The following is a 25,419-nucleotide window of genomic DNA, read 5'->3' on the forward strand; positions in this document are numbered from 1 at the left end:
TTGGATGGCCTTACAAATATCCTTTTATATTATAGTCTAGTTGGATCCGTGGTATGCAAGGTCAAAAGGATTGGATACTCGATTTGAGGATTATTAAGATTTAGAGGCTTTCCTCAGATTTAAGACAGGGAGTTGGCCCATTTTTAAGGAGCTATCGTGGGAACCATGACGAGTTAGTAACGGTTTCTGGGGAAGAAAACGAATACAGTAATTCTTCAATATATTATTGCTCATGAAATCCATCAGATTAGACAAGCCCATATCTGCTCATTATATAGGTAGAACATTCAAATGAAGGGAAGGCACGTAACTAGTGTCCTTCCCCTTTATGTTCGTATCATGATAACGACTCTTGTTCCTGTAATAATTCAGCAGCTATATCAGGGCGATCTGTAATGATCCCCTTGGCGCCATTATGGATTAATTTTTTCATCGTGTCGATATCATTGATTGTCCAATAGTGGACAGGTATGTTGAGATGATTCAAAAATTGAATAAATTTAGGTGAATCTAATGCGATAACGCCTGATTTAGGTGGGATTTGGAAAACATCAACTTTCGGATGATATAAGTGCCCAAATTGACTTGAGAAGGAGGCAAATGCTTTTCTCACATCTGATTCACCGGCACCAAGTGCTACTTGATTTTGGGCATATAAATTAAAACGATCGATTTGCTCACCATAGAAGCTTGTCACAACGACACGCTGTTCAGCGCCTAGCTCTTCGATTAAGCGCCAAAGTTTAGAAGGCATCAAACTTCCCTCATAAGTATCTGGAGCATCTTTAATATCAATATTGATGAGCATATTTGGATAAGTTTCAAGTAGCTCTCGTAATGTCACTACATTAATTTTTTCCTCTCGATATGGAAAAGCGCCATCCAAATCTTCAAATTGATAGCCGTGATTTAAGGCATTGATTTCTGCTAAGGTCATATCGGCAATGAGACCATAGCCATCCGTTGTACGATCAACTGTATCATCATGGAAAACAATGATTTCCTCGTCTTTTGTTAAACGGATATCAATTTCAAAGCCATCGACTCCTAACTGTGCTGCTTTTTCAAATGCGATCATTGTATGCTCAGGTGCTAAAAGAGCCCCGCCACGATGCGCCAGAATGATGGGGCGATCAAATTGCAATGCTTGTTTGCCTTCACGTTGCTGTGGTTTAGAAATAGCTTTACTACCTGCCCAAGCCGCTGCACTTGCCGCAGCAATAGCAAGGGCAATTTTTGTTTTCTTACCCATATTCGTCCTCCTTAACAATTATCTTCATATAAAAAGTAATGGTGAATTCATTGTCAGTATTGATAATTAAAGTACCTACTAAAACTAATAGCTAGTAGAAGTGAATGATGCTTTTTTCATGCTGATATATGCAAAAGCAAAAAAATACGGAGCTATTACGCGGAGGCGTAAATGTTCCATGAAAACAACTAATTCATATCTCTACGATGTTTCTCGCAGTATGCTTTTCCATTATAACGGAAAATTGAGCTTTCTGTCAGCTAAACTCTGTTGCTATCATTTTCCGGTCTATGGTATTCTTTTATGTAAGAAATGAGGGAATCCAATATGAACGAACGACAAGGGCTAATCGTTTACGTCCATCAATTAAAACATGCTAAATCTCTTCGGAAATATGGTCATGTTCTTTATATTTCAAGAAGGCAAAAATACGTAGTGCTTTACTGTAATCGTGAGGACATTGATATGATGACAACAAAACTACAACGCCTTCCATTTGTGAAAGACGTTGTGGAGTCTTATCGTCCATTTGTGAAAACTGAATATGAAAATGCAAAACCAGATAAAGCAAAGGAATATGACTACAAAGTAGGTCTATAATCTTACGTCAATGCAGGTATATAGTTATTTAGTCTTAATATACCGATTAAGTATTGATAAAATAGTTTTGATTCCGAAAATATAGATGAGTGCTTTATTTCTACAACAACTGCTTTCCGATCGAGTTGTTCTATTTGTGCTTCAAACATTTTTTGTCGCATTGTAGGTTGTTCTTCATTATATGGGATGCCTTCTCGGCAAATATAGATAGGCATGAACTTACTTTCACCAACTGGTTTGAGAGCTACAGCTAATGAGATCACCTTTTTATCTTCTTTTGTAGATGTTAGTATAAAGGCTTGATGAAAGCGTTCCTGATTTGTTTTGATAATTTCGAGTAACTCGTAAACATCACCATAGCCTTCTCCTAATTCTATAAATTGTTGTGGCATAATAATTGCACATCCTTTCCAATACTCATAGTATCATGCTGCGGGAGGTCAAGCACATGAAATTTGCATTAAGCTTTTTTTCTATTTTAGCACTAATTATTACAGGAACGATATTTTTCCAGTATCATGCTTATTCATCTGATTTAGAAACAGGCATAGGGGATTTTCATTACTCTCAAGAAATAGAGATTGTCTATCGTGAAAATAGCTTAGATATTCGCCAGCATTTTAAAAATTTACCAAATCAAAAGGTGAAAATTAAATGGCCAGAAAAAGCGACAAATCCTAGTTGTTTTATCGAGAGCGAAAATAGCTGTGATCGTTTATCAGATGAGGTCTCTTATTTTGCCAAAGGGGAAACGAAATCACAATCTGTGTCATACATAATTCCAATTGAGGGCGGCTTAAAAAATAAGATGCTCCTTCAAAATGTTTTTGCTACACTAATAAATGGTGAAGCATCGTATTCAATTGTTCATATTTCTACAGATAGTAAAGTGAATGGACAGTGGATTACAGGTTTACCTTTAGTAGGGCAACAACAACTGTCTCTTGTGAATTACACAATGTTTAAAGGAAACGGTACCGTTCAAGATCTTTATTGGCAAGCAGGTAAACTTAAAGTACAAGAGCAAACACCGATTTTATCTATCTATGCACAGCAGTCAATTCCTAATGATTTCCTAAAATCATTAGAAAGCTTGCAGTTTTTGAATGATGAGCATATTGCTATTATTCAAGAAAAAAGTCCGGTAACAGCTCATGATGAAAGATTGTTATTTTTACCAACACTTACTGCACAAGCCGTTGAGCAGGAAGTGATTTTATCACAAATCAAATCACAATTTAAATTTGTAGATTCTCCAGAATGGTTGCCTGAAGTTGTGGCATCCTATTTAGTAAACGATTCAATTGGTGGAGACAAAACAAAGAAAATGGTTAAGACATTAAATGACTATATGACAGATAGTCAACAGCAAGCTTGGCAGGAAAAGCTGAAAAACCTTGGGGAAGAACCGCTTTCGCCTGATACATTGGACAAGTATTTATCACAAGCGTTAGATGCGAAAACATCTTATTTTACATTAAACGCAGCTCAGAAAGATGGAACATATCCGCTCTTATTTGAGGATGCTCGTGATGTGTATGTGGATGATGTATTAAAAGAAGACGTTCATGTTATTCTATATGAGGGTCAAGTGTTGTATACGGCAGATACGTTATTGCCTTATCTTGGCTATTCGGCTGAGGAAGGGAAGAATGGCTATTACGTAAATAGCGAGCATCGCACATTCCGATTCCCGAAAGAGCCTGGTTTCTATGTATTTAATCAGCGGAGATATGCAACAATTTCAGAGCCAATTATTAAAATTGCTGATCATTATTATGTGGAAGAAGCTTGGTTGCAACGTTTATTCCTAGTTGAACTACAAAAGAAGGACGAGCGAATTCAAGTATTAACACAAGAACAACAATAACTTTTGCAGCGGAGGGTCATCCTTTCGCTGCAAAAATACTTTATATGGATGAAAGTACGGTGATATGCTGTTATGAGAGTTGTAGCAGGAGAGCGCAAAGGAATGCCGCTAAAAGCAATAGCTGGAAATACGACAAGACCTACAACGGACAAAGTGAAGGAATCGATTTTTAATATTATAGGTCCGTTTTTTGATGGAGGAATCGCGCTTGACCTGTTTGCAGGAAGCGGTGGCTTGGGCATTGAATCACTAAGTCGTGGGGCAAAGCAAGCAATCTTTATTGAAAAAGATGCAAAAGCATTCCAAGTGCTACAAGAAAATATAAAAAAATGTCGTTATGAAGAAGATACAGAGCTTTTTCGTATTGATGCAAAGCGTGCTGTGAAAGCGCTGTTAAAACGTGATCTTACGTTTAAATATGTCTTTTTAGATCCACCTTACCATCAACAGGAATACTATGATTTAGTTCAGATTCTTGTGGACAATGATAAAGTTCAACGAGATGGTATTATATTATGTGAACATGCGAAAGAGGTACAATTGCCTCGAAATTTTGGTGAATTTGTGTTAACAAGACAAGAATCATATGGCGGAACAATTATTTCTGTTTATCGCTGTACAGAGGAAGAGGGAGAATAAGTTGTCTGAGAAAATTGCTGTAGTTCCAGGAAGTTTTGACCCTGTCACATTCGGCCATCTTGATATTATCAAACGTGCGGCAGATGTGTTTGACATCGTATATGTAGCAGTATTAAACAATTCAGCAAAGAATCCGTTGTTTTCTGTAGAGGAACGCATGGCCTTAATGGCTGAAGTAACAAAAGCATTACCGAATGTCCGTATAGAAAGCTCTTCAGGTCTTTTAATAGACTATGCTAAAGAAAAAAAGGCGAAGGCCATTGTACGTGGCTTACGAGCTGTTTCAGACTTTGAATATGAAATGCAAATTACCTCTATGAACCGTTTTCTAGATGAAACAATTGAAACATTTTTCATTATGACGAAAAACCAATATTCATTCCTAAGTTCCAGTATAGTAAAAGAGGTTGCGAAATACGGTAGCGATGTTAGTGAGCTAGTTCCTACTTGTGTCGTAAAGGCTTTACAAGATAAATATGATTTTGCGCAATAATTATGCAGAGGATGTCAAAGCAAAGTGACATCCTCTTTTTGGTACATAGAGCGATCATTATTTCAGAAAAAATAGAGCATAAATAGTCGGAACAATGATTATGCTAAGGAGGCGGAATTTGATATAGGGTCTGACAGAAAGTTTTGCTGATTTTGCGATAACGAAGATTTGTAAGTGAATACTAATACTTTGCATCGTTAATAAAATGACAACTAGTAAGGTGATATGTGGAAGATCTGGGAAGGCTGTAACGGTCATTTTAAGACCATTCGTCACCTCAAGAATAGCTGCAAGAGAAAGTTCAATCGTATAGGGAAGTTTAGGGATTAGTTGATCTAGCCCCTGTTGGACAATGGTCTGAATGGTTGTGAAAAAGATGATGGTTGTACCAACTAACAGAATTGTTGGAGCTGTTTCTTTAATACTTTCTGAAAATGGTGCACTATACAGTGGTGTGTTGTGTACGGAAATAGTGGGTGGGTCAGTTTTGCGAAATAAGTAGTAGCCAATTACTAAGCAACAAATATTAAACGTATGTAGTAAACATAAAAACAACCATCCAAACGTATTACTGTGTAGTAAATCAAGACTTACAAAACCTAAAACGAACAGTGGACTTGGTGCATGACAAACAGCTAGTAGAAAATTTGCCTCTTTGGGGTGTAATTGACCACTATTTTTTAAATAAACAATGGTTGTTGCCCCTGTTGGATAGCCTCCAAGTGCGCTAATAATGTAGGCTTGTACGTATAATGAGGCCCTTTTCGTTTTAGTACGCATAGGGGCAGTTAAACGCAGAAGCCATTGTGTTAATACTAGATACGGCAATAAATACGGAAAAAGTGCTTCCATGAAAAGGTTAACGCCTAAATCAGTACCACTATGAGCGGTTTGTGGGAATAACAAGAGTAAGAGAATTAGAATTACGCAGAGCACTATTTGAATTGTAGCAAACATGTTATCAACTCGTTTCAACTTTTTGTCATTCACATAGGCAAATGCTAAAATCAATATATGTGAGAAAGGCAAAAACATGAACGTATGGTTTTGCAAGCGTCCTAGGAGGTGTTTTCAAGTGAAGAAAAAAATTGGTATTTATGCAGTGTTAATAGTCGTGATTTGTTTTATGATGTTATACCGACTAGACGCGTATATTATGAAACCTGGAAGTGCATATGATGTCAGTAAATTCGTGACGGTAGATAGCAAAGAGGCTGATAGTGTGGGGTCTTTAAGCTTAATGACTGTCGCGATGCAGCAAGCCACCCCATTTTCGTATTTGTGGGCTAAAGTTCAAAAATATCAAAAGCTAATGGATATTGAACAAGTACGCAATCCTTTAGAGGATGATGAGGAATATAATATTCGACAGTTAAAATTAATGTCTGATTCCCAATTTAATGCGAAATATGTAGCTTTCCAAAGAGCAGGATTAGAGACTAAAGTTCATTTTAACGGTGTATTTATATTAAATGTGTTAGATGGAGGAGCGTCTGATGGCATTTTAAAAGCTGGGGATGAAATTATCGAGGTTGACGGTCAAAAAATAACTAGCCAGCAAATGCTTGTTGACCTTTTAAAACCTAAACAGCTTGGAGATAAAGTAACAATACAATTTATACGTAATGAAGAGCAAAAACAGGAGACAATTACCTTACAGGAGATTCCGAATACACAGGAACATAGAGCAGGGTTAGGTATTTCTTATACGGAAAGTAAATCGATTGAAACAATGCCAAAAGTGACGATGAAAACAGAGGATATTGGAGGGCCCTCTGCTGGCTTGATGTTTACACTTGAAATATTGGACCAGCTTCTTGATGAAGATTTAACAAAGGGTTATGCTATTGCTGGTACGGGTGAAATGTTAGTAGATGGATCGGTTGGTAGAATTGGCGGGATTGATTATAAGGTCATTGCCGCTGATCGGGACGACATGGAAATCTTCTTCGCGCCCGATGATGAAATTTCTCAAGAAATGAAAGCGAAATACCCAGAGCTAGAATCTAACTATTCGACGGCTGTTAAAACGGCCAAAGAGATCAAAACTAAAATGAAAATCGTTCCAGTGAAAACGGTTGACGATGCCATTAGCTATTTAAAGCAACTACAGCCGAAATAGATAGAGCGAAAAAGGGATGCTAGAATTTTACTAGCATCCCTTTTGATAGCCATTAACAACGGATAGGGGGTGTTTGATAATCTTTGGGAAGAGTCCAATCCTTTGTGCCTTGTTCGATACTTAAATTGTATAGCTCTGCTGCATGTATATCTATTGCTAACATTGCATCATTGGTAGCTGCCACTCGGCTAATTAAAGGTAATTGGATATCCTTTTTTTGCTTACCTAAATAAGCTTGCCCCACCGAGCTCATACCTAATAGCCGAATATAAGAGGGTGCTTCGAAACTTTGAAGCTGCTCTTTTGTAAACCCCGTGTATATATGTGTTATCATGCGTTGAAGGCGGGTCCATGTATAACGTTTAGATTTAATTTTTTCCATAAAGCTATTGAAGGAGGAGCTAGTTTTGGCTGCTTTCACAATAGCATTTTCAATTCCCTCTGTTACTTCTGCATAACGAGTCAGTTCTGAAGGCGTGTGTCTGATGATGGTAAACTGTAATAACGGCCAAAATGCTTCCCAGCTTGCAAATTGACTATACTGTTTATGCCAGTCTGTTAAATAACTATAAGTAGTCTCAGGAACAACATTTTGCACACTCTGTAAAGAATTTGTAGACGCAAGTGCTTTACGTATACCAGTGGCACTTGCAATCGATGTGTCTTCCTTTAATGCATCATGGTATCCTGCAGCTACGCGAGAAATAGTTAGTGGTTTGATGTGACTGTTAAGTGATTTCGCTGCTTCAAGATAATGAAAGCCTAGTATATTATTTGGCTGTGCGAGATCAATGTATGGAGCAGGGAACTTCTGAGAAAGCTGTTCATAGGCATAATGTAGGCTTTTCGGATAGCTTGCACCTGTTTTAAGGCTGTTTTTAATAAGCATGTCATATTCTGCACGGTTGTGGTCTATCAACTCATATGTGTTTAAAAAGGGTTGAATCGAGCCTTCTTCACTTCCGAAGGCAAATGAGTCACAGCCAACGGCGCTTAATAAGGAAATGGCACCTTTTGCGAAATCTGTGGCTGGTGCTGTACTATAGACGTAGGGCAGCTCAATAACAATATCTACACCACCAGCAAGCGCCATTTTAGTACGTGTCCATTTATCTACCATGGCTGGCTCTCCACGTTGTAAAAATGTGCCGCTCATAACAGCGATAACAAGTTCCGCCTGTGCTACTTTTTTAGCCTGTTTTAAATGATAAGCATGTCCGTTGTGAAAAGGATTATATTCAACGACAATTCCAACTGCTTGCATGCTTTTCCCCCTTATAATTTGTGTCATTATTTGAAACTGTTAGGAGCAAATACACTTCTCATAGTATTTAATTATAAGTGGGTTTTTAAGTGGTGACAAGAAATTATCTTGACATCTATTTTTACACATTATATAATCAACATTGTTGTCTCGAGGTGATTAAACGAATGAAATGGTCAATTCATCAATTATCTAAATACCGCCAAAACGGGATGCCAATCGATGCCTTTGTCCAGCTGGACGAAGTGATGGAGCGAAACCAGGATATTCGAGCAATTTCGCCCGTTCATGTAAAAGGGCTATGTACTTTTGGTGCATCGCAAATGACATGTCAGTTAACTGTGACAGCAACGTTAACACTGCCATGTGCTCGCACGTGGGAGGATGTTGAGTTTCCAATTGAAGTCGAAACAGTTGAAATTTTTAGCTGGATTGATGAAGATAAACGAGGAGACGATGACGGAGACATTCACTATATAGAAGGTGAAGTCATCGACATGAAACCAATTCTCGAGGAATTAGTATTGCTTGAGGTACCAATGCAAGTGTTCAAGGAAGATTCTGAAGGACAAGTGCAGGGCGGTAAAAACTGGTCTTATGCAACAGATGAAGACGTAAAGCTACACAAAAAAGCTGACGAACAAAAAGTGGATCCAAGACTAGCTTCTTTAGCTAAGTATTTTGATCAAACAGACGAATAGACGATCTGTAAGGAGGTGCCATCAATGGCTGTACCATTTAGAAGAACTTCTAAAACTGCAAAAAGAAAGCGTCGTACGCATTTCAAATTATCTGTACCTGGTATGGTAGCTTGCCCTAACTGTGGTGAGGCAAAATTATCACACCGTGTTTGCAAAGCTTGCGGACAATACAAAGGTAAAGAAGTAGTAAGCAAATAATACAGTGTTTGCTCACTTAAAAGGCTAGTAGAGAGACCATGGCTCTTTACTAGCCTTTTTGTTAGCTTGAAAAGACGGAATATTTCGTTGATTATGAAGTTCTTTACAATAGTAAAATAATTGTGTGATACAATTTATTCACAGGAATAAAGGGGGTAACAGTATGTCTTACACAATTGATAATCATGATGGCATTATGACATTTACCATTAACCGTGAAGAGAAGCGGAATGCTGTCAATGATGAGGTTATGAATGGTCTTCAAGAAGTCATTACATATATTCGTCAGCATGAAGATGTGCGTTTTTTGGTAGTGACAGGTGCAGGCGATAAATCATTTTGCTCAGGAGGGGATTTATCTGAGTTTCATTCACTGGAAACAGAGGATGAGGCATTTGGTATGTTAAGTAAGATGGGGAAAATATTATACGATCTTGCTACGTTACCTGTGCCCACTATAGCGCTTATAAATGGTACTGCTGTTGGCGGCGGCTGTGAAATTGCAACAGCTTGTGATTTCCGTTTAGTGGCAAGTCACGCGAAATGTGGCTTTATTCAAGGTACATTAGCCATTACAAGTGGATGGGGTGGCGGTACATATTTATTTGAACGAGGTTTACGCCATGATCGCGCGATGAAGATGCTAGTAGATGCAAAGCCGTATCCTGCACAACTACTATATGAAATTGGATGGGCGATGCGTGTATTTGAAGGCTCAAAAGAAGAGGCTTTAAATGATTTTATTGAACATATGCGAAAAATTCATCCTGCTGTTCATAAAGCCTATAAGGAAATTGAACTTCGGAAGTGGCGTGAACGCAATATGTATGAGCGTGTGATGGAGGAAGTTCGTACTTGCGCGAAGCTGTGGGAAAGTGAAGCGCATCACCAAGCAGTTAATAATTTCTTGACCAAGAAGAATAATAAGTAATGTATAAAGGCAGTGATGAGAGGGAAACATCATCACTGTCTTTTTTCATGCAATGATTCTATTTTGCCCACTTGTGCATATAGTAGTAAAAAATGCGAGGGTGATAGATTATGGAATTGAAAAAAAGAAAAGATCAATGGACAAAGGAAGACGATGAAAGACTAGCAGAAATTGTGTTGCATAATGTGCAAAATGGCAAAACACAGCTAGAAGCCTTTGAAATGGCGGCTGTAGAATTGGGTCGTACAAAGCAAGCTTGTGGCTTCCGCTGGAATAAAACATTGCGTGGTCAATATAGTCAGTCACTATTAGCTGTTCGAAATCAGCCCCAACAATCTATGCGAAGTCACTTGAAATTGGCATTGACAAGTTTTGACGAATTAACGGAGGCTTATCAAACGCTTGAGATGAAGCATCGTGAATTGCAAAATGAGCATGATAAGTTAGTGAAATGGCTACAACAGGGCTACTCATTGATGAAAGATTAAAGTTCTAAGTATGATGACTACATTATTTTTCTTTCCTGGCGATAAAACCCTTTCAGTGTATCGTCAACAATCGGTCTATCCTGTATAATAAAAGAACCTGCATAGAAGGTGCCTTAGAAGTAAACTGAGGCACCTTATTCTTATAGTTTTATTTTGGTTTAGCAATTGTTTTTTTGTGCCGAAAACATTCAAACGAAGGAGGGGTGGAGAAGATGGACGTAGCGGTAATTGGTGCAGGAGCGGTAGGTCAACTAACAGCGAGCTTTTTAGCGGAATCGGGTATGTCAGTAACGTTGGTTGCAAGGAGGCAGGAACAGGTCAATGAACTAAATACAAAGCAGTTAACACGTATCAATGTTGATGGTACCAAAACTGTGCAAAATGTTGTTTCTACTACAGATTTGGCCACTCTACCACCACAAGATTTACTTGTGATTGCTGTTAAATATGGTCATTTGCAAAAGCTCTACAAACAATTTGCTGCATTATCGAGTGATATGCCATTGCTTTTTATGCAAAACGGCTTAGCGCATTTCGAGGAGGCACTCACCTTACCACAAAAAAATATTGCCTTTTGTTCAATTTCTTTTGGTGCTCAAATGATGGGGCAAGCAACAGTTCAACATAGAGGGGTGGGACACTGTAAACTTGCGGTAGAAAGAGGGGATCAACGGATCTTTCAAAAGCTATTACAATTACAAAATTCTTTGTTTCCTGTTGAGCTGGTTCGTAATGCTGAGCAAATGCTTTTTGAAAAAGCAGTGCTAAATAGCTTAATTAATCCATTATCAGCTGTATTGAAAGTGAAGAACGGTGAGTTGGTAACGAATCAACAGGCGTTTTTACTTATGGAAACTATTTATAAAGAGCTTACAGAAGCTTTTGAAGCTATTGAACAGACTATACCTTTTACTGATGTGGTAGACTTATGTAGGAAAACGGCCAAGAATACATCATCTATGCTTACAGATCGTCTACAGGGTCGAAAGAGTGAAATTGAAACAATTGTTGGTGTCATTCTAAACAAAGCTTTGGCTAACGGTCATAATTTACCTACTTTGCGTACTTTATATCACCAAGTACTTGCAATAGAGGAGAGCGGTGAACGAAGTTGAAAGACTTTTTACATATACTGATTAGTATCATCATTTTTTGTCCAATTGTTCTTTTTGTCATTGTTTATCTTGTTGGCAGAAAGGTTAAAATTCGCGGCACACATGCTTTTGGAGCAGCATCTGATGTGACGACATTGTGCTTGTTTTTTTCTGTTCCATTAGCTATTGGGGTGCTGTGGCGCGTGAATGTAGGAGCACTTTTAGTCATGCTTGCGATAATGATGGCTATGATTTTTACATATATTGATTGGAGAACTAAAAAGGAAATAGAAGTAAAGCCGTTACTAAAGAAAATTTGGCGTTTTTTATTTTTAATACTTAGTACAGCCTATGTAGTGATCTGGATAGTGGGGGTTATTCAATCCATTGTAGAATATTTACAGGTTGTCTAAGCATTTTCTTTTCATGTTGAAGCTATAAGCGTTAAAATAATAGCATCAAAATTAGTTATAAAAAAATCATTCTTTATGAATGGGAATATTGATTAAATTCATAGATCTTAGTGCTATAAGCATAGTTTAGTCATCTTGTGCTGTTGCTAGCTTATGTAATGATGAAAGATGGGCTAAAAACATTTAAGACATCATGTGCATAGTATGAATGGAATTAATTTCTCATTATGGAGTAAGAAAATGATTTAGTGAGTAGAGGAGTTTATGTTAAATGAAACTGGAGTCTATCCAAGTACCTATAAAAAATCATGTGCTAGCAGATTACTGGTCGCCAAATACCGCCATTCATCAATTTTTTGAGTATGAGTATAATGATCAAGCTTTTGAGGAAAGAGCGAAGCATTTAGCACAACATGCTCGAGACCAAAAAGAATTAACAGCCATCATTCGTCAATTTATGGAGCCGCTTGGGCTTTCTAACAAGGCGAATGAACATTTAGAACAACTAGAGCAAGGAGCTATGGTGGTAGTCGGTGGACAACAAGCAGGTATCTTAACTGGCCCTCTTTACTCCGTTCATAAAGCTATTTCAGTGATAGCATTAGCGAAAGAGCAAAGTGCTAAGCTTCAACAGCCTGTCATTCCTGTTTTTTGGATAGCTGGAGAGGATCACGACTTAGAAGAGATTAATCACACTTATACAGTACATGGAGAATTACTAAAAAAGCGTGCGTATAGTGAGCGCTCTAGACGTAAAACGATGGCTTCTGCAACAGTTCTAAATAAAGAGTTGATGACGCAATTGATTAATACAATTGTTCGGGATATTGGTGAGACAGAGTATACGGAAGCGTTGATGAAGCAACTAGTAGACGCGCTGAACGAAAGTGAAACATTTACAGACTTCTTTGCCTGTTTGATGAATCAACTATTCAAAGAGGAAGGTCTGCTGTTAATTGATGCAGCCAACTTCCAATTCCGTCAATTTGAAAGCAAATATTTTGCGCAAATTATCCACTACAATGAAGAAATTGCTAGAATAGTAACGGAACAGGAAGAGGAACTGGAGCGTGCTGGCTATGGTAAGCCTATTTTGGCGACATATGAAGCGGCCAATTTATTTTATGTAGAGGATGGAGAACGTCATCTTTTAGAAAGAAAAAATGAGCTATTTGTTAATTTAGCGGCAAATCTCAAATTTACACAGGATGAGCTGTTGGCAATTGCTGACAAGCATCCTGAACGTTTAAGTAATAATGTAGTGACTCGTCCGTTAATGCAGGAGATGACACTGCCTGTGTTGGCATTTGTTGGTGGCCCAGGTGAATTGGCTTATTGGGCAACACTGAAAAATGCATTTTCAGCATTAGATTTACAAATGCCGATTTTTGCGCCTCGTCTTCATATCACAATTGTTACACGTCACGCAGAGCAATTATTACGTGAGCATCAACTAACTGTGACGGATGTATGGGAAGGCAAAGCATTGCAGTTAAAAGAACGTTTTATTGCAGACGTGCAGGACAGTGAAGCAAAACGACAAATACAAGCTATGCAGCAGATAGTAACAGAAAAATATGAGGAGCTAGCTTCCTATTTAGAAAAACAGCATTTGTATTTAGAAAAGATCCTTGTAAAAAACCAAGAAAATCATGAGAAGCAATTTGATTATCTACAGCAAAAAATTGAACAAACTGTACTAAGCAAGCATGAAGCGACGATTCGTAAATTTATGACGCTGCAACATGAATTGTATCCAAATGATGGTTTCCAAGAGAGAACCTATAATCCATACCAATATATCAATGAGTTTGGACCTATGCTAATTACCGAAATGCTGAAACAAAATTACAGCATTGGTAAGCACCACTATTTACTCTATTTATAAATAATGAAATAAGTTCTTTTTACCTAATTATTTGTTTACCTCCATATGGATTTGGTGAATAATGTCGAGAAAAATAGTATATAAAGAGCTATCCTACTAAGGGTAGCTCTTTTCTTATGTCCTTTAGCATATATCAAAAAAAATCCTAAAGGCCAAATTGCATATTAAGTGATAAAATGTCAAGTTTTTTTTAAAAAAAGTGGAGGAAAGTGGGGGGATGTGGTACATTATTTAATAAAGTGGGGTGAGTAGTATGTTCATGGGAGAATATCAACACTCCGTTGATGCAAAAGGGCGAATAATCGTACCGGCAAAATTTCGTGAAGCTTTAGGCGAAACGTTTGTTGTCACAAGAGGTCTCGATAACTGTCTATTTGGCTATCCTATGAATGAATGGCGAAAACTCGAAGAAAAATTAAAAGGTTTACCAATGACCAAAAAAGATACCCGAGCATTTGCAAGGTTTTTCTTTTCTGGAGCAACAGAGGTAGAAATAGACAAGCAGGGGCGTATCAATATCCCAACTACTCTCATGCAACATGCACATCTTGTAAAAGAGTGTGTGGTGTTAGGGGTTTCAAATCGAATTGAGATTTGGGCAAAAGATGCTTGGGAAGCTTACTTTAGTGAGTCTGAACAATCTTTTAATGAAATTGCAGAAAATATGATTGGCTTTGATTTTTAACTTTTATAGGTATTACAACGCGATAGTTGTATGAGGTTAAGGCCTGAAAGGAGCGTGTGGTATGTTCGATCATACAACCGTGTTATTAAAAGAAACTGTTGATGGGTTGAACATCGATCCTGATGGTGTATATGTGGACTGTACGCTAGGTGGTGCAGGTCACAGTGAATATTTAGTACAACAATTATCAGATAAAGGTCGTTTGATTTGCTTTGACCAAGATACGACGGCCATTGAAAATGCGAAAATTCGATTAGCGCCCTATATTGAGCGTGTTACATTTATTCATTCGAATTTCCGTTATTTAAAAGAGGAACTAGTAGCTCATGGTTTCGAGCAGGTTGATGGCATTTTGTATGACTTAGGTGTATCTTCTCCACAATTAGATACACCTGAACGAGGCTTTAGCTATCACCATGATGCACCACTTGATATGCGTATGGATCAAACAGCAACGCTGACAGCATTTGATGTTGTCAATCATTGGGCATATGAAGATCTCGTTCGGATATTTTTCCGTTATGGGGAAGAAAAGTTTTCAAAGCAAGTGGCTCGTAAAATCGAAGAAGCTCGTAAAGTAGCTCCAATTGAAACAACTGGTCACCTTGTAGAATTAATTAAAGAGGGTATTCCAGCAGCGGCACGCCGAAAAGGTGGACATCCAGCAAAGCGCATTTTCCAAGCAATACGAATTGCTGTCAATGATGAGCTAGGCGCAGCAGAGGATTCATTAGTCGATGCGATTGATATGATTAACGTAGGGGGGCGCATTAGTGTCATTACGTTCCATTCATTGGAGGACCGCCTATGTAAGACAATCTTTAAGGAAGCGTCATCATTACCGGAATTACCACCAAACTTACCTGTAATTCCTGATGACATGAAGCCAACTTTAAAGCTGATTACACGAAAGCCAATTATTCCTTCTGATGAAGAATTGGCAGTCAATAATCGTGCACGTTCAGCGAAGCTTAGAGTGGTGGAGAAAATTAACGACAAAGGGCGTGAGTAAATGGCAGCAGTTCGTGTAAGGCAACAGCACCAACATCAACAAGTGCAACAACCGATAACACCACCTAGTCCACAACCCACTATCATACGTCGTAAAAAACCGAACCAGAAGTTTGAAAAGACAATGCTACTTGCTTTAGTTGGCATTATTATAGTTTTAGGAGTAATAGTGTTAAATAAACAAGCAGCTATTCAAACAACAAGTATAGACATTCAAAACATTGAATCAGAAGCAGAAGAGATTGCGAAACAGAATGTTGACTTGACGGTTCGTGTGAGTGAACTTTCTACATACGAAAACATATGGAAAAAAGCGAAAGAACTCGGTTTAACTCAAAATGAGAAAAATGTAAAGGTAGTGCCGGGAGAATGAAAAAAAAGAGATTTCGATTCCAATGGGGAGCCTTTCTATTATTAATTTTTTATGGAGGGCTCTTTTTTCTATTATTTACAAGAATGGTGACGATTCAGGCGACAGGGGAAGTAGAAGGACAAGAGCTTGCAGCGAGAGCCGCAGCGAAGTATGGTAAAGAAAGTGTACTTACAGCAAATCGTGGGAAGATTTATGATCAAAATGGGCAAGTAATTGCGGAAGATACATTAAGTTACCGCATAATTGCCATTGTAAGCGAAAAGGCTACGACAGATCCTAAGAAACCAAGACATGTAGTAGATTCTGAAAAAACGGCCGAGGTTTTGGCTAAGTATATTCCAGCAATGAAGGACAATGAAGAAGAGATTGTTAAAAAACTGAACAATCGATATAGAAGTGATGGCGAGCCTTTATACCAAGTTGAGTTTGGCAGCGCTGGACGAGGCATTAGTCACGAAGTCATGAGTAAAATAAAGGATGAAAAATTACCAGGAATCCTATTTGTCAGTGACTTAAAACGTTATTATCCAAATGGTGTATTTGCCTCCCATTTAATAGGCTATGCACTGAAAAAGGATAATGAAGATGGAACAGTTACAACAAAGGGAGAAATGGGCCTAGAGTATACGTACGATAAAGAGCTAACAGGCGTCAATGGCAAGATTAAATATGAGACGGATGCATTCCATTACTTACTCCCAAATAGCGAGAAAATGGTGAAACCTGCCAAAAACGGGAATGACATTTATTTAACGCTCGATAAAACAATCCAAAGCTTTTTAGAGGAAGCAATGACAAAGGTTGAACAGGAATATAATCCTGAATCTATGACAGCGGTCGTAGCAGATCCGAAAACAGGGAAAATTTTAGCGATGTCTCAGCGTCCTACGTTCAACCCTGAAACACGTGAAAGTCAAAATATGAAGTGGTTGAATGAGGTGATTGAGGAGACAATCGAGCCTGGATCAACGATGAAAACATTCACGCTTGCTTCAGCTATTGATACAGGAAAATGGACACCGAATGAATGGTTTATGTCAGGATCATATACAGTATTTGACCGTACGATTCGAGATCACAATAGATATGGTTGGGGACCGATTACTTATTTAGAAGGGTTCCAACGATCTGCCAATACGGGTATGGCCCATTTATTAACGAAGATTGGTGATGATGTCTTTATTGAATATCTGGACCGCTTTGGTTTTGGTCATAAAACAGGTATTGATTTACCGAATGAAGCGGCAGGTACTATTTTATCGAAGTATCCTATTCAACGAGTGACAACAACTTACGGCCAAGGTTCTACAGTAACGCCTATTCAGTTAATCCAAGCGATGACAGCAATTGCGAATGATGGAAAAATGATGCAGCCATATGTTATTGATCGTATTGTCGACTCATCAACTGGAAAAGTTATTCAAAAGCATGAGCCCGTGGAAAAAGGACAACCAATTAAAGCTGATACAGCGAAACAAGTACGAGAAATCCTTGCTTCAACGTTAACCTCAGAAAAAGGTACGGCGAAGGATTTTATACTGGAGGATTATGAGGTTGCTGGGAAAACGGGGACTGCCCAAATTCCAAAAGCTAGTGGTGGATATCTTTCAAACCAATACCTCTATTCATTCTTAGGCTTGGCTCCTGTAGACGATCCACAGTTAATTGTCTATGTCTCAGTGAAAAAACCTAAGTTGAGCAACGAGCTTGGATCTGTACCAGTGTCAAAAGTATTTAACCCAGTTATGTTAAATAGCTTAAAGCATCTTAACATCAATCCAGATGATGTACAGCATGTCAATAAAGTTAGTATACAAGATTATACAGGTCAAAGTGCTGAAGCGGTGGAGGTAGAATTAGCGAATGATGGTTTACAGCCAATCATTGTTGGCGCTGGTGGTAAAATTATTGAACAATATCCAACGAACACTCAAAAACTTGTAAAAGGTAGTTTTATATTTTTAAAGACAGATGGCGAAATAACATTGCCAGACTTTACGAATTGGTCATTACGCAATTTACTTGTTTTTAAATCTATGACAGGGCTAGAGATGGAAATTTTCGGTGAAGGCTTTGTAGCGAGTCAAAGTGTATCCGCAGGAACTATCATCACTGATAGTTCACCGATTGTTGTCAAGCTCAAAACACCTGCAGAAAGCTTTGTGCAAGATGTTGAAGCCCCCGCTGAGGGTGAAGTTGAAGAAATAGAGGATGAATAATACTGAATAGAAGTCCACTTTATTTCATACGTTGTAAAAAACAAGGTGTGATGTCGAATGAAGTGGATTTCTATCCATTCTAAAAAGCGTTTACGTATTTTATATGTGTTGTTTATGTGTGTGGCTGTGGCAATTATTGTAAGACTGCTCTTTTTGCAAGTATTAGATCAAAAAGAACTGACAACGAAGGCAGAGGAGAATTGGGACCGAGAAATTCCATTTGCAAATGAACGTGGGCATATTACAGATCGAGATGGTGAAAGCATCGTAACCAATAAGCTAGCTCCAACCTTGTATTTCATGCCTTCACAAAGTAAGGATATTGAAGGGGCTGCAGAAAAAATTGCGCAAGTTCTGGAAGTAGACAAAGAGAAGCTACTAGAGAAAATGCAGAAAAAAGCCTATTTAGTGAAGTTAGCGCCGGAAGGGAAAAATATACCCTATGAAAAAGCGGTGGAATTACAAGGTATGCAAATTGAAGGATTATACAGTGGTGTGGACTATTCTAGGGATTATCCTTACGGCACACTCTTATCTCGATTTTTAGGCTTTACTGGCTATGATGCTCAAGGCTTAGCTGGGATTGAATATGAATATGATAAATTATTGCAGGCTAATTCTTCTGCGATTCGCCTCTTTACAGATGCAAAAGGTAATAATTTACCAAATGTTTCGAGTGCATGGAAAGCGGGAGAGGATGGTGCAACGATTGAGTTAACCATCGATGTCGATGTCCAGCAGGTTGTTGAGCGTGAATTGTCACAAGCTATGAAGCGCTATGAAGCTGACCAAGCATTGGCTATTGCTATGAATCCAAATAATGGTGAAATTTTGGCATTAGCCTCCTATCCGACTTTCCATCCAGCTGAATATCAATTAGTAGAGCCTGCGATTTATAATCGAAATTTACCTGTATGGATGACATACGAGCCTGGTTCAACTTTTAAAATTATTACCTTGAGTGCAGCCTTGGAAGAAAATTTAGTGGATTTAGAACATGATACTTTTTATGACCCAGGCTATACAATGGTTGCTGGTGCAAGGCTTCGCTGTTGGAAGCGTGAGGGGCATGGGCATGAAACATTTTTAGAGGTAGTTGAAAACTCCTGTAACCCAGGTTTTATAGAATTAGGACAGCGGTTAGGTAATGAGCGGTTGTTGCAATATATTAAAGATTTTGGTTTTGGTCAAAAGACAGGATCTAATATTGCTGGTGAAGCTTCAGGGATTTTATTTTCTAAGGAAGCCTTTGGACCTGTTGAGCAGGCCACCACTTCATTTGGGCAAGGGGTAGCCGTGACACCTATTCAACAAGTGCAGGCAGTAGCTGCTGCAATCAATGGAGGCAAGCTCTATACGCCATATGTTGTGAAAAAGGTATTTAATCCGAATACAGGGGAAGTTATACAAGAGACGGAGCCAGTTGTTAAAAATCAGGTGATTCGTGAGGAGACATCTGCCAAAGTACGAGGCGCATTAGAATCGGTAGTGGCGAATGGTTCAGGTCGACAAGCCTTTCGTGATGGCTTACGAATTGGCGGTAAAACAGGAACCGCACAAAAGGTTGAAAATGGTCGTTATAAAAGTGGAGAATATATCGTATCATTTATAGGCTTTGCGCCTGCAGACAATCCGCAAATTGTCGTCTATGTAGCTGTTGACAATCCGAAAAAGACAACACAGTTTGGCGGTGTTGTAGCAGCACCGATTGTTGGGCAAATTATTGAGGATGTTGCACCTTTTGTAGGTATTGAAAAATCGAAGGAACAGCTTGAAAAGGATTATCGTTATGGTGATCCAATTACTGTAAAGGTACCGAATTTTATTGGTCAAACAAAAGATGATATTGCCAAGCAATTTTATCCATTCCGCATAGAATGGCATGGGGAAGGGACCAAAATTGGTAACCAATTACCTGAAGTGGATAGTGTTATCAAACAAGATGGTACCATTCATTTATATTTGGAGAACTAAAATAACTTTACCTTTAAAAAATGGGAAAGAACCACTATTATTATGAAGGGTAGTAATAAATAAATGAAAGTTTATGCTTTTTTCTTAAAGAAGAAAGTGAAACAAGATTTAAAGGAGATTTTTCAATGAAACTCGCAACAACACTTACCATTTTAGCTCTTGCTTTTATAGTAACAGTTATCCTGGCACCAATTAGTATTCCACTTCTTCGTCGTCTAAAGTTTGGGCAAAGTATTCGTGAAGAAGGACCAAAATCACATATGAAAAAAGCTGGTACACCAACAATGGGAGGAATCATTTTTTTAATATCTATCGTCCTTACAACTGTTGGTGTAGGTAGCTTTTTAGATTTATTAACGACACAAACCGTAGTACTTTTATTAGTATTAGCAGGGTTTGGTTTAATAGGTTTATTGGATGATGGTTTAAAAGTTGTATTTAAAAGAAATTTAGGTTTAACTTCTCTTCAGAAGTTGATTGGTCAAATTGTTATTGCTATTCTTGCTTATTTCCTGCTGTATGTAGCATCATTTGATACAACGCTCGCTATTCCGTTTACTGAGTGGACAATAGATCTTGGGGTATTCTATGTAGCCTTTTTAATTTTCTGGCTAGTAGGCTTCTCCAATGCCGTAAATTTGACGGATGGTTTAGACGGGCTAGTGGCAGGCACTGCTTCAATTGCCTTTGCAGCATTTGGCGTTATTGCGCTCTTCCAAAATCAAGCGGATATTGCACTATTTACATTTGCTGTAACAGGTGCTTTATTAGGATTTTTATTATTTAATGCCAATCCTGCCAAGGTATTTATGGGAGATACGGGTTCGTTAGCATTAGGTGGGGCATTAGCGATGGTATCTGTGCTAGTAAAGGAAGAATTCTTGCTTTTGCTAGTTGGTTTAGTGTTTGTTATCGAAACATTATCCGTTATTTTACAGGTAGGTAGCTTTAAGCTTCGCAAAAAGCGTATTTTTAAAATGAGTCCTATCCACCATCACTTTGAATTATCAGGTTGGTCAGAATGGAAAGTCGTGCTTGTCTTCTGGTCAACTGCTCTAGCAGTAGCATTGATTGCAGTCTTATCGGAGGCGTTCTAATGAAAAACTATACAGATTTACAACATAAAAAAGTACTTGTGTTAGGTCTAGCAAAGAGTGGTGTAGCCGCTGCTGAAATTTTACATGAGCTTGGCGCCTTTGTAACCGTCAATGATTCCAAACCATTTGATGAAAGTCCAGATGCACAAGGTTTATTACAAAAGGGGATTACAGTGATTTGTGGTCGTCATCCTGAAGATTTACTAGATGAAGGCTTTGAATTAGTAGTCAAAAATCCTGGGATACCATATAGCAATCGAATTGTGGCTGATGCCCTTCGTCGTGAAATACCTGTCTGGACAGAGATTGAGCTTGCTTATTTAATTAGCGATGCGCCATTTATTGGTATAACAGGATCAAATGGCAAAACCACAACGACAACTTTAATTTTTGATATGTTAAATAGTGGGAGTAAAAATCCTCTAATTGCGGGGAATATTGGGACAGTAGCCTGTGGTGTCGCAAAAGAAGCTAATAAAGATGACATCATTGTAACTGAGTTGTCTTCATTCCAATTGATGGGAATAAAAACGTTTAAGCCAAAAATCGCTATTTTAACAAATCTTTATGATGCACATCTTGATTATCATGGGACATTTGACAATTATGCTGGAGCAAAGTTTGGTGTGACACGTAATCAAGATGATAGTGATTATTTTATTTATAATGCGGATCAACCGATTGTTGTTGGATATGCAGCACAATCGAATGCTCAAAAAGTCCCATTCAGTTCAAAGGGACGTACTACAAGCGGCATTAGTGCAGATGAGACAACGATTTATTGGCAAGGTGAGCCATATATGGAGCGTGCTCATATCGCCCTGCCTGGCAAGCATAATTTAGAAAACATCCTAGCAGCCGTTGCAGCTTGTATTTTAGTTGGCTGTGACAAGGCGAAGATGGAAGAGGTGTTAGCGACTTTTGGTGGCGTTCGTCACCGTACACAATTCGTTCGCGAATGGAATGGTCGAAAGATTTACAATGATTCTAAGGCAACCAACTGCTTAGCAACAAAGAGTGCTTTAGATGCTTTCCAAGCACCTATTATTTTACTCGCAGGTGGCTTAGATCGTGGACATTCTTTTGAAGAACTTCGCCCTTGTATGCAGCATGTAAAAGGTGTTGTTGCATTTGGAGAAACAGGCTTACGCTTTGTAGAATTTGCAAAGTCGTGTGGTGTCCAACAGACAGTCATTGCCCAAAATGTAGAAGACGCTGTACACTATGCAGCACCGATGTCGGCAGAGGGAGATATTATCTTACTATCTCCAGCATGTGCAAGCTGGGATCAATATGACAGCTTTGAAATACGCGGAGATGTTTTTATTGATGCTGTAATGAAGCTGTAATGAGCCTGTAACTATTTTAGAATATACTTGACTTGGAAGGATGGCATTACTGAGAGGTAAAGAAAGTTACTTATTGCTCGTCACAACTTTGATGCTATCAATAATCGGCATTGTTTTCGTCTATTCTGCAGGTACCTACTGGAGTGCCGTTCATTATAGTGGAAAAATGCCGTTTTATATGAAGCAAAGCATATACTTTGTGGTAGCCATTGTCGTATTTTTAATCACGATTCGATTAAATATTTTGAGAGAGCAGTCCTTTTGGAAAATGGCCTATATATTTTCGTTAATTTTACTTGTTCTCGTACTAATTCCAGGTATTGGGCTTGTGAGAAATGGCTCGCAAAGCTGGATTGGTTTAGGTCCATTAACAATTCAGCCAGCAGAGCTAACGAAAATTACAGTCATTGTGTACTTGAGTCATATATTAGCACAACATAAAACAGGAAAACCGATTGTTAATTGGCGCCATGGGGCGATTCTTCTACTACCCGTTGCCCTTATTATGTTGCAGCCTGATTTCGGCTCAGTATTTATTCTTGTTGTCTCTGTGTTTTTATTATTTTTTGTCGCTGGCTATCCTCTAAAACTGTACGCCATGATTATGCTAGTTGGTGTTGCTGGATTGGTAGGGCTCATTGCGACAGCACCGTATCGTCTAAAGCGTATAGAAGCATTTCTTGATCCATGGGCAGATCCCTTAGTAAGTGGGTTCCAAGCAGTGCAATCCTTAATGGCAATTGGTCCAGCAGGGATATTCGGTCATGGTTTTGGTCAAAGTCGCCAAAAATTCCTTTATTTACCTGAACCGCAAAATGATTTTATTTACGCGATTATTTTAGAAGAAGTCGGATTAATTGGTGGCCTTGTCATTTTAGCGCTCTTTGTACTGACAATTTATGCAGGCTATAAATTTGCTGTACAGGCTAAAAATCGAACATCCTATTATGCGATTATCGGGCTTGTTACGATGTTGATGGTGCAAGCATTTCTAAATATAGCTGTCGTAATAGGTTTAGTGCCAGTAACGGGTGTTACATTGCCCTTTATTAGCTACGGAGGTACATCTTTAGTAACAATGTGGTTAATAATAGGTATTATTTATCAATTAGCGAAATAAATATAAAGGAGGAGTACTTTTTGGAGAAAGTAATCGATATAGAAGATCGCATACCTACGCTTAAAAAGCGACGAAAAAAGCGTACTAACCGGAAATTTATAGTGCTAATATTACTTTTCTTTATTGTGTTAGCAGTACTCCTTTATTTTCAATCTCCATATAGCAATATCAAGAAAATCACAGTTCATGGTGCTAAGCTAGCGAATGACGAATATTATTTGGAGACAAGTACCCTTGTTCCAGGTAAATCAATGTGGGGTTTCAAAGTGGAAGATGTTGAGCAGATTTTATTAAAGGATAAATGGGTAAAAGAAGCACATGTTAAACGTAACTGGCTACAAGGCGTTACAATTGAAATAAAAGAATGGAAAAAGGTTGCGTACTTAGCTGGAGACGGCACCTACTATCCTTTGCTAGAAAACGGCAAACGCTTTGAACAAACTGGTAATGATACACCAATTGATGCACCTGTTTTTATCGGGATAACCGGTGAAAAAACCATTAATAAGCTTGTTGAGCAGCTAGCGCAATTAAAGCCGGAAGTTTTGGCTTTAATTTCTCAAGTTAACACGAATAGTAATGATGCGAATCCAAATGCGGTCAAGCTTTATATGAATGATGGCTATGAAGTACGTGCTGTGATTCAGACGCTGGCGGAAAAGTTAGATTACTACCCCTCGATCGTTGCGCAAATTGCCAACTTAGAAAAAGGTGTGATCGATTTAGAGGTCGGTTCATACTATCGTCCTTTTAATGAGGAGTACAACAAGATAAGTATTGACTTGGAAGCAAGTGCAGATGGGGAAATGGTTAACCAGGAAGTGACGGAAGATGAACAACAAGAAGAATAGCAAAGGGAGTTTTTTTTCTAGAAAACAATTTGAATTACTAATTGTTTGTGTAACAACAGGATTTATCATAGGCTATTCATACAACCAAGCAAAAGACAATCGGGAAGCAGGCACTATTAATTCAGAGCTTTTTGAGCAAGAGGACTCTTATCGTGAGGAGTTAATCACTCAACAAGAACGCAATAAAGAGCTTACAGAAGAGCTAAATAATTTACAAGAACAGATTCGAAAGTATGAAAAATCATTTGCTTCAAATGAAAAGGATTATAAGAAGCTTGTTGAACAAGCAGAGGATTTACGTTTATTACTTGGTGAACTAAAAAGTGAGGGAAAAGGCATACGTGTAACTCTTCAAGATGGAGACTATGATCCGAAATCTTTGAATCCAAATGATTATATCGTTCATGAAAGCCATGTTTTTAAATTGTTGAACGAACTGAAAATTTCAGGTGCTCAAGCCATTGCTATCAATGGACAACGTGTTATGGCTAATTCCTATATTCGCTGTAATGGACCAGTGATAACAATTGATGGGACACAGCACCCAGCGCCATTTGTGATAGAAGCAGTAGGTGATTCAGAAACTTTAATGGCTTCTTTAAATTTAAATGGTGGTGTGGTGGATCAGCTATTAAATGACAATATTATCGTGTCATTGGAAGAAAATCAAAAGCTGACAATGCCAAAAGTAAAAGTAGAGAGTTAAGGACAAGCTTTATTGATCCTACTTAAAGTCTAACTTAGCCTCCAGATAAATAGACGATTGTAGTATTTACAATTCAAATAT

General features: G+C 38.3%; 26 protein-coding genes. 22 read left to right on the forward strand and 4 right to left on the reverse strand.

The genetic code is table 11. The features are described from left to right. Positions 1-337: 337 nt before the first annotated feature. Entirely contained in the window at positions 338-1,252 is a 915-nt protein-coding gene (locus tag MHI04_RS04410; protein ID WP_036125304.1) for a glycerophosphodiester phosphodiesterase, read from the reverse strand. A 327-nt stretch (positions 1,253-1,579) separates the two neighbouring features. On the opposite strand from MHI04_RS04410, the gene MHI04_RS04415 reads away from it, so the two are divergent. Further along, positions 1,580-1,852: a YlbG family protein gene (locus MHI04_RS04415; protein ID WP_036125303.1), complete on the forward strand. Its 273-nt coding sequence runs from the start codon at positions 1,580-1,582 to the stop codon at positions 1,850-1,852. A 2-nt stretch (positions 1,853-1,854) separates the two neighbouring features. Here the strand turns inward: MHI04_RS04415 and MHI04_RS04420 are convergent, their stop codons facing one another. Further along, positions 1,855-2,244, reverse strand: coding sequence for a hypothetical protein (locus MHI04_RS04420; protein ID WP_036125301.1), 390 nt, complete (start codon positions 2,242-2,244; stop codon positions 1,855-1,857). A gap of 56 nt (positions 2,245-2,300) precedes the next feature. On the opposite strand from MHI04_RS04420, the gene MHI04_RS04425 reads away from it, so the two are divergent. The 3 genes from MHI04_RS04425 to coaD all read left to right on the forward strand — a co-directional run bounded on the left by MHI04_RS04425 (position 2,301) and on the right by coaD (position 4,854). Further along, positions 2,301-3,722: a hypothetical protein gene (locus tag MHI04_RS04425; protein ID WP_036125299.1), complete on the forward strand. Its 1,422-nt coding sequence runs from the start codon at positions 2,301-2,303 to the stop codon at positions 3,720-3,722. A gap of 72 nt (positions 3,723-3,794) precedes the next feature. Further along, positions 3,795-4,361, forward strand: a complete 567-nt coding sequence (gene rsmD / locus MHI04_RS04430; protein ID WP_036125297.1) for a 16S rRNA (guanine(966)-N(2))-methyltransferase RsmD — start codon at positions 3,795-3,797, stop codon at positions 4,359-4,361. 1 nt (position 4,362) lies between these two features. Further along, positions 4,363-4,854, forward strand: coding sequence for a pantetheine-phosphate adenylyltransferase (gene coaD / locus MHI04_RS04435; protein ID WP_036125293.1), 492 nt, complete (start codon positions 4,363-4,365; stop codon positions 4,852-4,854). Positions 4,855-4,911: 57 nt separating this feature from the next. Here the strand turns inward: coaD and MHI04_RS04440 are convergent, their stop codons facing one another. Next, positions 4,912-5,811, reverse strand: coding sequence for a hypothetical protein (locus tag MHI04_RS04440; protein WP_230593889.1), 900 nt, complete (start codon positions 5,809-5,811; stop codon positions 4,912-4,914). Between the two features lie 118 nt (positions 5,812-5,929). On the opposite strand from MHI04_RS04440, the gene MHI04_RS04445 reads away from it, so the two are divergent. After that, positions 5,930-6,976 (forward strand): SepM family pheromone-processing serine protease, encoded by a 1,047-nt coding sequence (locus tag MHI04_RS04445; RefSeq protein ID WP_036125288.1) that lies wholly within the window; start codon positions 5,930-5,932, stop codon positions 6,974-6,976. Positions 6,977-7,028: 52 nt separating this feature from the next. Here the strand turns inward: MHI04_RS04445 and MHI04_RS04450 are convergent, their stop codons facing one another. Further along, the gene (locus MHI04_RS04450) at positions 7,029-8,240 is read right to left on the reverse strand and encodes a nucleotidyltransferase (RefSeq protein ID WP_036125284.1); all 1,212 of its coding nucleotides are present in this window, start codon (positions 8,238-8,240) and stop codon (positions 7,029-7,031) included. Positions 8,241-8,407: 167 nt separating this feature from the next. Between MHI04_RS04450 and MHI04_RS04455 the strand changes: the two genes are divergently transcribed. From MHI04_RS04455 to MHI04_RS04535, 17 genes are all read left to right on the forward strand, one after another. Further along, positions 8,408-8,941 (forward strand): YceD family protein, encoded by a 534-nt coding sequence (locus tag MHI04_RS04455; protein ID WP_036125282.1) that lies wholly within the window; start codon positions 8,408-8,410, stop codon positions 8,939-8,941. A gap of 24 nt (positions 8,942-8,965) precedes the next feature. Next, positions 8,966-9,139 carry a 50S ribosomal protein L32 gene (gene rpmF, locus MHI04_RS04460; protein WP_010858320.1) on the forward strand — a complete coding sequence of 58 codons (174 nt, stop codon included), beginning with the start codon at positions 8,966-8,968 and terminating at the stop codon, positions 9,137-9,139. A gap of 163 nt (positions 9,140-9,302) precedes the next feature. Further along, a complete protein-coding gene (locus MHI04_RS04465; RefSeq protein ID WP_058843463.1) occupies positions 9,303-10,070 on the forward strand; it encodes an enoyl-CoA hydratase/isomerase family protein in 768 nt (255 codons plus the stop codon). A 110-nt stretch (positions 10,071-10,180) separates the two neighbouring features. Then, the gene (locus MHI04_RS04470; RefSeq protein WP_036125273.1) at positions 10,181-10,558 is read left to right on the forward strand and encodes a transcriptional regulator; all 378 of its coding nucleotides are present in this window, start codon (positions 10,181-10,183) and stop codon (positions 10,556-10,558) included. A gap of 212 nt (positions 10,559-10,770) precedes the next feature. Next, positions 10,771-11,673: a 2-dehydropantoate 2-reductase gene (locus MHI04_RS04475; RefSeq protein ID WP_340812630.1), complete on the forward strand. Its 903-nt coding sequence runs from the start codon at positions 10,771-10,773 to the stop codon at positions 11,671-11,673. Beyond that, positions 11,670-12,065 (forward strand): DUF3397 domain-containing protein, encoded by a 396-nt coding sequence (locus tag MHI04_RS04480; RefSeq protein ID WP_036125267.1) that lies wholly within the window; start codon positions 11,670-11,672, stop codon positions 12,063-12,065. The genes MHI04_RS04475 and MHI04_RS04480 overlap by 4 nt, the downstream gene beginning before the upstream one ends. Before the next feature lie 271 nt (positions 12,066-12,336). Continuing rightward, positions 12,337-13,953 (forward strand): bacillithiol biosynthesis cysteine-adding enzyme BshC, encoded by a 1,617-nt coding sequence (gene bshC / locus MHI04_RS04485; protein ID WP_342535370.1) that lies wholly within the window; start codon positions 12,337-12,339, stop codon positions 13,951-13,953. A 253-nt stretch (positions 13,954-14,206) separates the two neighbouring features. Then, positions 14,207-14,638 carry a division/cell wall cluster transcriptional repressor MraZ gene (mraZ, locus tag MHI04_RS04490; protein WP_036125263.1) on the forward strand — a complete coding sequence of 144 codons (432 nt, stop codon included), beginning with the start codon at positions 14,207-14,209 and terminating at the stop codon, positions 14,636-14,638. A 61-nt stretch (positions 14,639-14,699) separates the two neighbouring features. Next, positions 14,700-15,650, forward strand: coding sequence for a 16S rRNA (cytosine(1402)-N(4))-methyltransferase RsmH (gene rsmH, locus MHI04_RS04495; RefSeq protein WP_036125261.1), 951 nt, complete (start codon positions 14,700-14,702; stop codon positions 15,648-15,650). Further along, the gene (locus tag MHI04_RS04500) at positions 15,651-16,022 is read left to right on the forward strand and encodes a cell division protein (protein ID WP_036125259.1); all 372 of its coding nucleotides are present in this window, start codon (positions 15,651-15,653) and stop codon (positions 16,020-16,022) included. Next, entirely contained in the window at positions 16,019-18,241 is a 2,223-nt protein-coding gene (locus tag MHI04_RS04505; RefSeq protein WP_342535371.1) for a penicillin-binding protein, read from the forward strand. The genes MHI04_RS04500 and MHI04_RS04505 overlap by 4 nt, the downstream gene beginning before the upstream one ends. A 57-nt stretch (positions 18,242-18,298) precedes the next feature. Beyond that, positions 18,299-20,215: a stage V sporulation protein D gene (locus MHI04_RS04510; protein ID WP_036125256.1), complete on the forward strand. Its 1,917-nt coding sequence runs from the start codon at positions 18,299-18,301 to the stop codon at positions 20,213-20,215. 125 nt (positions 20,216-20,340) lie between these two features. Further along, positions 20,341-21,312, forward strand: a complete 972-nt coding sequence (gene mraY, locus MHI04_RS04515; protein WP_340812633.1) for a phospho-N-acetylmuramoyl-pentapeptide-transferase — start codon at positions 20,341-20,343, stop codon at positions 21,310-21,312. Continuing rightward, positions 21,312-22,661 carry a UDP-N-acetylmuramoyl-L-alanine--D-glutamate ligase gene (gene murD / locus MHI04_RS04520; protein WP_036125250.1) on the forward strand — a complete coding sequence of 450 codons (1,350 nt, stop codon included), beginning with the start codon at positions 21,312-21,314 and terminating at the stop codon, positions 22,659-22,661. Before mraY ends, murD begins: the two co-directional genes overlap by 1 nt. 40 nt (positions 22,662-22,701) lie before the next feature. After that, on the forward strand, positions 22,702-23,781 hold the full coding sequence (gene ftsW, locus MHI04_RS04525; RefSeq protein WP_089931941.1) for a putative lipid II flippase FtsW: 1,080 nt from the start codon (positions 22,702-22,704) through the stop codon (positions 23,779-23,781). 20 nt (positions 23,782-23,801) lie between these two features. Then, positions 23,802-24,632, forward strand: a complete 831-nt coding sequence (locus MHI04_RS04530; protein ID WP_036125245.1) for a cell division protein FtsQ/DivIB — start codon at positions 23,802-23,804, stop codon at positions 24,630-24,632. Beyond that, complete coding sequence (locus MHI04_RS04535) at positions 24,613-25,338, forward strand: DUF881 domain-containing protein (RefSeq protein ID WP_036125243.1); 726 nt, start codon at positions 24,613-24,615, stop codon at positions 25,336-25,338. Before MHI04_RS04530 ends, MHI04_RS04535 begins: the two co-directional genes overlap by 20 nt. The last annotated feature ends 81 nt before the right edge of the window (positions 25,339-25,419 follow it).

Source organism: Lysinibacillus sp. FSL K6-1151 (genome assembly GCF_038630755.1).
Classification (GTDB): domain Bacteria; phylum Bacillota; class Bacilli; order Bacillales_A; family Planococcaceae; genus Lysinibacillus; species Lysinibacillus fusiformis_D.

What these genes read in the sequence shown, in the direction of transcription:
- bshC (WP_342535370.1), top strand. Translation starts at nt 12,337, where the DNA reads ATGAAACTGGAGTCTATCCAAGTACCTATAAAAAATCATGTGCTAGCA.
- MHI04_RS04425 (WP_036125299.1), top strand. Translation starts at nt 2,301, where the DNA reads ATGAAATTTGCATTAAGCTTTTTTTCTATTTTAGCACTAATTATTACA.
- MHI04_RS04500 (WP_036125259.1), top strand. Translation starts at nt 15,651, where the DNA reads ATGGCAGCAGTTCGTGTAAGGCAACAGCACCAACATCAACAAGTGCAA.
- MHI04_RS04420 (WP_036125301.1), bottom strand. Translation starts at nt 2,244, where the DNA reads ATGCCACAACAATTTATAGAATTAGGAGAAGGCTATGGTGATGTTTAC.
- MHI04_RS04535 (WP_036125243.1), top strand. Translation starts at nt 24,613, where the DNA reads ATGAACAACAAGAAGAATAGCAAAGGGAGTTTTTTTTCTAGAAAACAA.
- MHI04_RS04465 (WP_058843463.1), top strand. Translation starts at nt 9,303, where the DNA reads ATGTCTTACACAATTGATAATCATGATGGCATTATGACATTTACCATT.
- MHI04_RS04440 (WP_230593889.1), bottom strand. Translation starts at nt 5,811, where the DNA reads ATGTTTGCTACAATTCAAATAGTGCTCTGCGTAATTCTAATTCTCTTA.
- MHI04_RS04510 (WP_036125256.1), top strand. Translation starts at nt 18,299, where the DNA reads ATGAAGTGGATTTCTATCCATTCTAAAAAGCGTTTACGTATTTTATAT.
- ftsW (WP_089931941.1), top strand. Translation starts at nt 22,702, where the DNA reads ATGGCATTACTGAGAGGTAAAGAAAGTTACTTATTGCTCGTCACAACT.
- MHI04_RS04475 (WP_340812630.1), top strand. Translation starts at nt 10,771, where the DNA reads ATGGACGTAGCGGTAATTGGTGCAGGAGCGGTAGGTCAACTAACAGCG.
- MHI04_RS04415 (WP_036125303.1), top strand. Translation starts at nt 1,580, where the DNA reads ATGAACGAACGACAAGGGCTAATCGTTTACGTCCATCAATTAAAACAT.
- MHI04_RS04505 (WP_342535371.1), top strand. Translation starts at nt 16,019, where the DNA reads ATGAAAAAAAAGAGATTTCGATTCCAATGGGGAGCCTTTCTATTATTA.
- MHI04_RS04470 (WP_036125273.1), top strand. Translation starts at nt 10,181, where the DNA reads ATGGAATTGAAAAAAAGAAAAGATCAATGGACAAAGGAAGACGATGAA.
- mraZ (WP_036125263.1), top strand. Translation starts at nt 14,207, where the DNA reads ATGTTCATGGGAGAATATCAACACTCCGTTGATGCAAAAGGGCGAATA.
- mraY (WP_340812633.1), top strand. Translation starts at nt 20,341, where the DNA reads ATGAAACTCGCAACAACACTTACCATTTTAGCTCTTGCTTTTATAGTA.
- MHI04_RS04450 (WP_036125284.1), bottom strand. Translation starts at nt 8,240, where the DNA reads ATGCAAGCAGTTGGAATTGTCGTTGAATATAATCCTTTTCACAACGGA.
- rsmD (WP_036125297.1), top strand. Translation starts at nt 3,795, where the DNA reads ATGAGAGTTGTAGCAGGAGAGCGCAAAGGAATGCCGCTAAAAGCAATA.
- rsmH (WP_036125261.1), top strand. Translation starts at nt 14,700, where the DNA reads ATGTTCGATCATACAACCGTGTTATTAAAAGAAACTGTTGATGGGTTG.
- MHI04_RS04455 (WP_036125282.1), top strand. Translation starts at nt 8,408, where the DNA reads ATGAAATGGTCAATTCATCAATTATCTAAATACCGCCAAAACGGGATG.
- murD (WP_036125250.1), top strand. Translation starts at nt 21,312, where the DNA reads ATGAAAAACTATACAGATTTACAACATAAAAAAGTACTTGTGTTAGGT.
- rpmF (WP_010858320.1), top strand. Translation starts at nt 8,966, where the DNA reads ATGGCTGTACCATTTAGAAGAACTTCTAAAACTGCAAAAAGAAAGCGT.
- MHI04_RS04410 (WP_036125304.1), bottom strand. Translation starts at nt 1,252, where the DNA reads ATGGGTAAGAAAACAAAAATTGCCCTTGCTATTGCTGCGGCAAGTGCA.